Genomic DNA, 8,510 nt, shown 5'->3' with positions numbered 1-8,510 from the left:
TGGAAATCCCCTCGCGAGTTCCTTTACCATTTCCTCAATACCAGCGAGGTCATCTTTTCTTGAATTTGTGTAACACATCATTGACAAACCAACATATTTATTATGGTTTTTCTTGCGTAAAAAATGATTATATGGTATATTTATGAATATAGATTGCTTGGGGTGATAATATGAGTAAAGACAGATTAGCGGCGTTTATGGACGCGGTGCTGGCGATCATCATGACGATATTGGTGCTCGAGCTCCCGAAGCCCGATCCCGTTACGCTCGACGGTGTGCTGGCGCTCGGCAATACCTATGTGACCTATATCCTCTCCTTCTTCTGGCTGGGTACGATGTGGATCGGTCTGCATAACGAGTGGCATCACATCCGCGTCATCAATAATAAGATCGTCTGGCTGGGGATCATCCTACTCTTCGTGACCTCTTGGATCCCCTACAGCATGAGTGTCGTCGCGCTCGACCCGATGAACCGCCTCGCCCAGGGACTGTACGGCGTGTCGGTGCTGTTGGTGACCTTTGTGAATATGATCCTGTCTTTCGCGCTGTACCGCTGTCACTACGATATCGAGGAGTGTGACTCCGAAAGGCATAAATGGCTGTTGAAGATCCGCTATATCCCCGATATCATCATCAAGATCATCGGTATTTACGTTGCGCTGTTTGTTTATCCGCCCGCGATGATCTACTCCGTCTTTCTGGCGATGCTGTGGATGATCTTTCCGTTCGAGCGGTTCTATGATAAGAAAAAGTCATAATATAGTAGAAGAAGTCATAATACAGGAGTAAGGTGACTATGAAAAAACGGTTATGTTTGATTTTGATAGGCGCCGTTCTGGTGCTGAGCGCGTGCTCGGGCGGTGTGAAAACGGGAGAGGCGGTTTCTCCGACCGCCGCTGAGACCTCACCGGAAACGCAGGGGCAGACCGCCGTCAAACGCGATATGGATACGACCTATGAGTACGAGACCCGCGAGCTGTGGTGTGAAAATAACGGTAACCGTATCTACGGCAAGGCGTTTATCCCGAAGATCGAGGGAGCGGCGCGCTTCCCGCTGATTATTCATGCCCACGGTATGGGCTCCAACCACGAGGCGGGGGAGGGCTTCTGCAAGCGCTACGCGGAGCACGGTTTCGCTTCCTATACCTTTGACTTCCCCGGCGGCAGTAAGCCGTCGAATGAGAATAAGAGCGACGGCGATCCGCTGCAGATGTCGCCCGTGACCGAGGCGGCTGACCTGCAGGCGATCCTCGATACGGCGCTGACGTGGGACTTTGTCGATCCCGCGTATGTGTTCCTCGAGGGCGGAAGCCAGGGCGGCCTGGTCGCGACGATGGTGGGTCTCGACAATATCGATACCGTACACGGCATGATCCTGCATTATCCGGCACTGTATATGCCGCAGAATATCGCCTCATGGTTCAATTCGCCCGAGGATGTGCCCGAATCGCTTTCGTTCGGCGACGATTATACGCTGGGAAAAAAGTTCGCGGTCGATCTCTTCGGCGTGGACGTCGTCAGCCGTCTCGGCGAGTTTGACAAGAATGTGCTGATTCTGCAGGGCTCGGAGGACGCGCTGGTTCATCCGCAGATGATCGAGGAGGCGTCTCACAGCTTTCCGCACTGCGATTTCATCATGATCGAGGGCTCGGGTCACGGCTTCAGCGGCGAATACTTTAACCTTGCCGTAAAGTACGGACTGGAATATCTGTTTGAGAATACCTGATCGATAATAGTCTGAAAGCCTCGCTCGACGGGGCTTTTTCCTTTATATAGTGTAAAAAATGTTGACTATTGTCGTACTTTGGAGTAATCTAATAGAAGTGTGTGTCATGGCTCCCTTTGGTAAAGGGAGCTTCCGCGGGAGCGGGTGAGATCGCGGCTTTGAACCGAACGTCAGCGCGATACAATTTCTGATCGATGATAAATGATAAGGTGAGGAGGGAGAATAATGACGACTGAGGATCACGGCATTTCGGCGCGGGAGCTGAATCAGCTGTCCGCCGACAGCTACACGCTGATCGACGTGCGCCATCCCGCCTCTTTTTCTTACGGCACGATACAGGGCGCGGTCAATCTCCCCGATGTGCTCAATGTTGCCGAGAGGGGAGAGCTCCCTCTTGACCGCATGCCGATCCTTTTCTGTATGCACGGCGATATATCGAAGAAGCTTGCCGGGTCGCTTTGTCGTCGCGGGATCAACGCGTGGTATCTGATCGACGGCTACGAAGGATGGCTGAGAGAAAACGTCGACGGCGCCGACCGTTCCCTTGAAGCTCAGCGGAGCATCACCGGTAAGCGGCGCTTCAAGGAGAAGCTGTTCCAACCCTTTACAAAAGCGATCGTCGAGTTCGATATGATCCGCCCCAGCGACAGGATCGCCGTCTGTATCTCGGGCGGCAAGGACAGCATGCTGATGGCAAAGCTCTTTCAGGAGCTCAAGCGGCATGACAAATTCCCCTTCGAGCTCGTCTTTCTCGTCATGGATCCCGGCTATAACGCGCTTAATCGCATGATGATCGAGAATAACGCGAAGGCGCTGGGGATCCCCGTCACGATCTTCGAGACGCGTATCTTCGACGCGGTCTATAAGATCGACAAGTCGCCCTGCTATCTCTGCGCGCGCATGAGGCGCGGTCATCTGTATAAGCAGGCTCGTGATCTCGGCTGTAACAAGATCGCGCTGGGTCACCACTATGACGATGTGATCGAGACGATCCTCATGGGTATGCTGTGGGGCGGTCAGATACAGACGATGATGCCCAAGCTCCGCTCGACCAACTTCGAGGGGATGGAGCTGATCCGACCGCTGTACTATGTGCGTGAGGCGGATATCAAGGCGTGGCGCGATCATCTCGGGCTCCACTTCATCCAGTGCGCCTGCCGCTTTACCGATGAGAGCAGCAGGGGTATGTCCGACGGCGCGAATCTCTCGAAGCGCCTCGATACTAAGCTCCTCATCCGTGAACTGAAAAAGACCAATCCTCATGTGGAGGCAAATATCTTCAACAGTATGCATAACGTCAATGTGGATACCGTGATCGCGTATAAGAAGAACGGCGTCAAACACAGTTTTTTGGAAGCTTACGGACAGGACGACGGAGGTAAGGAATGAGCTCGCTGACCGATTACGTCAGGTGGTATGCCGATCTGTCGTTCTACGATATGCCGTTCAACGACGTCGATAATCTCGTGCTGTCGACCTTGACCTACTACCATTTCGATTTGTTAAAAAAAGCCGAGGGTAAGGCGGCTTCTCTGCGCCGTTGCCTGCAGGGAAATGCCGACAGCGGTTTTTATAAGGCAGTGTATGATTCCCGCCGCTTCGGAACGCTGCTTGTCTCGGATTTTACCGAGGTGTTCGACAGCGAGACCGATACCCAGTTCGCGGCGATGCAGTTCCATCTCTGCGATAATGTTTACTATATCGCCTTTCGCGGTACCGACAATACGCTGGTCGGCTGGCGGGAGGATTTCATCATGAGCTATCGCCGTACTTACGGACAGGAACTGGCGCTCAGTTATCTTAACCGCGTCATACGGGATGAGCGCGAGTATTTCGTCGGCGGTCACAGCAAGGGCGGTCATCTGGCGCTGTATGCCGCCTGTCATCTCGACGATGATAAGCTCGGTAAGATCACTCATATATATAATAACGACGGTCCCGGGCTGTGTCCCGAAGTCGACGACGTCAGCCTGATCGGTCGGATCAGGAACCGCACGACCGTCATCCTGCCGCAGTACTGTATCTTCGGGCGTATCTTCGCACACGATATCCCCGACGTTAAGATCGTGTCGAGCTCCTTCAAGGGTATCGTGCAGCATGATATCATCAGCTGGGGCGTCGATCACGGCGCTCTCGATATTGTTAATGATTTCGACGAGGCCAGCTCGTGGATCAACGATGTCGCGGAGCAGTGGATCGGTGATATCTCCCCCGAGGAACGGGAGAAGCTTGTCGGCGCGATCTTCGATACCTTTGAGGAACGCGGCGCCGAATACTATACTCAGATGTTCAGCGAGGGTATCGACGATGTGGAGGAAGTCGTGAAGAACGTCGTGGAGTCGGATGCGGTCATCACCGCCGCAAAGCTCCCCGGCAAGGTGCTGTTCGGCGATTTTTTCGATCGCCTTTTCAGCGGCAGACTCAGGCGCTTTCTCGACGCAGACGAACTGGTCGAAGGGATCATACTGACCCTGCTCGGACTGTTGATGGTGCTTGTGCCGCGCCAGACGTTCTGGATCGTTGTAGCGGTACTGCTTGGCGGAACGGTCGCCTTCCAGCTCTGGTACACGATCAAGAAGCTGCGGCAGAGTCGCTGGAACTTCGCGCACGAGCGAACGCGGGTTTATATCCTGCTCGCTTGCGCGACGGTCTTTGTCGTCACGCTCGTGAAACCGCAGGCGGTGTTCATCGTCGGCAGCGCGATCATCGGCGGATGGCTTCTGCTGTCGGCATATAAAAGTCTGCTGAAGGTAAAGTCCGGCCGCAAGCGGGATTTTCTTTGGTTCAGAAATATCGTGAAAGCCGTTTTGTATATGGGCTGTGGTGTGTTCATCATGGCGGCACCGGTCGAAACGCTCAAGTGGTTCATGCTCGCGCTGGGCGCGGTAATGGTGATCGACGGCATTTGTACCGTGATCGCTACCCTGCTCAAGGCGAACAGAAAATACAGCCGTCACCACAGCGGCAATAAACAATAGCAAAGGTTAAGGAAAAATGAAAAGAGAAGGGTTCAAATCAAGGTTAGGGTTTATTCTGGTCAGCGCCGGCTGTGCGATCGGTATCGGCAACGTCTGGAAGTTTCCGTATGTAACGGGTCAGAACGGCGGCGGACTGTTCGTCCTGTTCTACCTGTTGTTTTTAGTGATAATGGGTGCTCCCGTACTCACCATGGAGCTCGCTGTAGGACGCGGCAGCCGCAAGAGCGCCGTGCAGGGCTACAAGGAGCTCGAGCCTAAGGGCAGCAAGTGGCATCTGCACGGCTGGGTGTGTATCCTCGGCTGTCTGATGCTGATGATGTACTACACCACCGTGTCGGGCTGGATGCTCAACTACGCCGTGAAGTTTACGACAGGCGCCTTTGACGGCGTGACCTCTGAGGGAGTCGGCGGCGTGTTTGAAAATATGCTCGGCTCTCCTGCCGAGATGCTCGGATTTATGGGTATTACAGTTCTGATCGGCGTGCTTGTATGCAGCTTCGGCTTGCAGAACGGTATCGAAAAGATCAGCAAGGTGATGATGCTGTGCCTGCTGGGACTGCTCGTCGTGCTTGCTGTCCACAGCCTGACCCTCAAGGGAGCGGGCGAGGGCGTATCGTTCTATCTGCTTCCGAGCTTTTCGCGTGCGAAGGACGTCGGTATCGGCCATGTGATCACCGCCGCGATGAATCAGAGCTTTTTCACGCTTTCTCTGGGCGTTGCGTCGATGGAGATCTTCGGCAGCTATATGAGCAAGGATCATACCCTCGGCGGCGAGTCGCTGCGCATTTGTGCGTTGGATACCTTTGTCGCGATCATGTCGGGTCTGATCATCTTCCCCGCGTGCTTCTCCTATAATGTTGAACCTACCGCAGGTCCCTCGCTGATCTTCGTCACCCTGCCGCAGGTATTTATCCACATGCCTCTCGGCAGACTGTGGGGTTCGCTGTTCTTTGTCTTTATGACCTTCGCGAGCCTGTCTACGGTCATCGCCGTGTTCGAGAACATCATCGCCGCGGGTATGGATAACTTCGGCTGGAGCCGGGTGAAGAGCTCTGTGATCAGCTTCTTTGTCCTGTTGATCACCGGTGTGCCCTGTGCGCTGGGCTATAACCTGCTCAGCTCTGTCCACCTGATCGGCGGCCGTGATATCCTCGATTCCGAGGACTTTGTCGTCAGTAATCTTCTGCTGCCGATCGGTGCGCTGGTGTTCACCTTCTTCTGCGTGACGCGCTTCGGCTGGGGCTTCGAGAAGTTTCAGGCGGAAGCGAATACCGGCAAGGGATTGAAGATCCCGACATGGATGAAGTACTATTTCCGCTTCGGGTTGCCTGTACTGGTGTTGATCATATTTATCGCGGGTCTTATCCCGCAGTCATAATCTATTATAAGGAGGATTTACTATGCCTTGGGAAGCTGAATTTCTGCGCTCGCTGGGAGCGCTACGCTCGCCGTTCATGGACAAGGTGATGGAACTGTTGTCGATGCTGGGCGATCACGGAATCTTTTGTATCTGTCTGGGATTGGTGCTGCTGATCTTTGCCAAGACCCGCCGCACCGGTATTCAGGTTTTGTTGGCGATGGCGCTTGCCTATATCTTCGCAAACCTGATCCTCAAGAACCTCGTCGGACGTGTGCGTCCCTATGACGCCTATACCTTCATCGAAGCGCTGGTGAAGAAGCCGCATGACTCGTCCTTCCCCTCGGGTCATTCCGTCAACGTGTTCGCCGCGGCGACCGCTATCTTTCTCGAGCATAAGAAGACGGGTATCGTTGCTCTGGTGATCGCGACGCTCGTAGCGTTCTCTCGTCTGTATAACTGCGTGCATTATCCTACCGATGTCCTTGCCGGACTGGTGATCGGTATCATTTTCGCGGTCATGGTACATTATCTGATCTTCCCCAAGTGCGAGGACGGCGTCCGTAAGCTCAGGGAGAGAAAACACGCGTGAGTAGTTTGGTACAGGCGATCTTTGATTACGCCCGCTTGAACTATGGAGTCGAGCCGGACTATCCCTTTCCGACGGCTCCCGATTATCCCGTTTTGCGCCATCCCGACACGCGCAAGTGGTTCGCGTTGATCATGGATGTGCCGCGTTATCGTCTTGGACTTTCGGGTGAAGAGCGTGTCGATATCCTGAACATCAAGTGTGATCCGCTCCTCAGCGGTTCTCTGCGATTGCAGGAGGGCTATTTTCCCGCGTATCACATGAACCATGACGGCTGGCTGACGATTCTGCTCGACGGTACCGTACCGATAGCGGATATTACGCCGTTGTTGGATATGAGCTTCGAGCTGACGATGATAAAGTCGAAAAAGAAGAACGAATAGGATATGAAAACGACCGCCACGCATTGTGACGGTCGTTTGAGCTTATATATAATACTGATTTTTGATTAAACGGGATATTCGGATGAGAGCAGATTATCTCGCCTTGATATAATCAACGAGAAGGTCGACGATCTTTTCCTCGCTGAGCTTGGAGGAGTCGATGCATAGGTCATAGTTCTCCGTCATACCCCATTTCTGACCTGAGTAGAAGCTGTAGTAGTTGGCGCGGTTTTTATCGGTCTTATTGATGATATGCTCCGCCTTCGCGGCGTCGATCCCGTGCTTACGAATACTTTGATCCTTACGGAATTCCATATCAGCGTAGATGAAGATGTTCACACAGTTGGGGTTGCCTTTGAGAACGTAGTCAGCACATCTGCCGACGATCACACAGTTCTCACGCGCGGCGATCTCTTTGATGATTTTATGCTGAAGCAGATAGAGCTTATCGTTAACGGGAAGGTCGCCCATCGCGGGGAATCCGCTGCCGAAGCTGTACATGCCCATCGAGAGGGAATAGAGCAGGCTGTTCGCCGCTTTCTCGTCAACGCCCTCAAATACCTCGGGATCCATCCCGCTGTCCTTGGCGGCAATGGAAATCAGCTCCTTATCATAAAAGTTGACGCCGAGCTTATGAGCCAGCTTTTCACCGATGGAACGGCCACCGCTTCCGAATTGTCTGCCGATCGTAATAATATATCTTTCCATAATATACCTCGCATCAATATCCTGTGTTACACATATTATAATACCACAAAATAGCGAAAAGTAAATTACAGGTTTGTAACTTTTTGAATTAACCCTTGACCTTTATGTCGAAATATGGTATAACATAACTCGCGTCAGTTATGAAGCGATTCGGAACCGCTTAGAAATCAAGCTGTTTTCTGACCTTTTGCGAAGGCTTGATGGATAGGCGATTTTTTGAGCTCATTTATATAAGAATCGGTTTTCAAATTTTTTTGAAAAATTTTGAAAAAAGTCCTTGACAAATGAGCATGAATCGAATATAATATGACTTACGCTGAGTGCGAGAGATTACAGCCCTGTAATCAATCTGAAATCAGCAAAAAGGACCTTGAAAATTAAACAACGAAGAAGATAACCCGTAATTACTTTGAGAGCATCTGAGGGAGACCTCAGAGAGTACTCAAGAAATTACAGATGTAATTACATCTAAGGTAATCTGGAAAACAGATTATTCAAAACGCGAAAGCGAAATTTTGAGCAGATTGGCTCTGAGAATGATTTTAAGTCCTTAAGGATTTGAGATACCATTTTTAGAGAGTTTGATCCTGGCTCAGGACGAACGCTGGCGGCGTGCTTAACACATGCAAGTCGAACGGAGTTAAGCGCTGGTTTGATGTCAGCTTGCTGATGGATTTCCTTGCTTAACTTAGTGGCGGACGGGTGAGTAACGCGTGAGTAACCTGCCTCTCAGTGGGGAATAACGCCCTGAAAAGAGCGCTAATACCGC

Annotated in this window: 8 protein-coding genes and 1 rRNA gene; 8 read left to right on the top strand and 1 reads right to left on the bottom strand. The window is 52.2% G+C overall.

The annotated features are described in order from the left end of the window. Positions 1–170 precede the first annotated feature (170 nt). From R2I50_RS09565 to R2I50_RS09535, 7 genes are all read left to right on the top strand, one after another. A complete protein-coding gene (locus tag R2I50_RS09565; protein WP_316608918.1) occupies positions 171–758 on the top strand; it encodes a TMEM175 family protein in 588 nt (195 codons plus the stop codon). Positions 759–796: 38 nt separating this feature from the next. Further along, entirely contained in the window at positions 797–1,726 is a 930-nt protein-coding gene (locus R2I50_RS09560) for a serine aminopeptidase domain-containing protein (protein ID WP_316608917.1), read from the top strand. Positions 1,727–1,951: 225 nt separating this feature from the next. Continuing rightward, on the top strand, positions 1,952–3,115 hold the full coding sequence (locus R2I50_RS09555) for an ATP-binding protein (RefSeq protein ID WP_316608916.1): 1,164 nt from the start codon (positions 1,952–1,954) through the stop codon (positions 3,113–3,115). Then, a complete protein-coding gene (locus R2I50_RS09550; RefSeq protein WP_316608915.1) occupies positions 3,112–4,704 on the top strand; it encodes an Mbeg1-like protein in 1,593 nt (530 codons plus the stop codon). Before R2I50_RS09555 ends, R2I50_RS09550 begins: the two co-directional genes overlap by 4 nt. 16 nt (positions 4,705–4,720) lie before the next feature. Further along, entirely contained in the window at positions 4,721–6,082 is a 1,362-nt protein-coding gene (locus R2I50_RS09545) for a sodium-dependent transporter (protein ID WP_316608914.1), read from the top strand. Between the two features lie 22 nt (positions 6,083–6,104). Then, positions 6,105–6,653, top strand: coding sequence for a phosphatase PAP2 family protein (locus tag R2I50_RS09540; protein WP_316608913.1), 549 nt, complete (start codon positions 6,105–6,107; stop codon positions 6,651–6,653). After that, positions 6,650–7,033, top strand: a complete 384-nt coding sequence (locus tag R2I50_RS09535; RefSeq protein WP_316608912.1) for an MmcQ/YjbR family DNA-binding protein — start codon at positions 6,650–6,652, stop codon at positions 7,031–7,033. The genes R2I50_RS09540 and R2I50_RS09535 overlap by 4 nt, the downstream gene beginning before the upstream one ends. Before the next feature lie 93 nt (positions 7,034–7,126). Here R2I50_RS09535 and R2I50_RS09530 read toward each other — a convergent pair whose 3' ends face one another. Next, entirely contained in the window at positions 7,127–7,741 is a 615-nt protein-coding gene (locus tag R2I50_RS09530; protein WP_316608911.1) for a cytidylate kinase-like family protein, read from the bottom strand. A 569-nt stretch (positions 7,742–8,310) separates the two neighbouring features. Here R2I50_RS09530 and R2I50_RS09525 point away from each other — a divergent pair. Further along, positions 8,311–8,510: ribosomal RNA gene (locus tag R2I50_RS09525) — 16S ribosomal RNA — on the top strand; the annotation flags it as partial.

The sequence above is a fragment of the uncultured Ruminococcus sp. genome, assembly GCA_902785355.1.
In the GTDB taxonomy this organism is placed as follows: Bacteria; Bacillota; Clostridia; order Oscillospirales; family Acutalibacteraceae; genus Ruminococcoides.
This window is presented reverse-complemented; position numbering and strand designations above follow the sequence as displayed.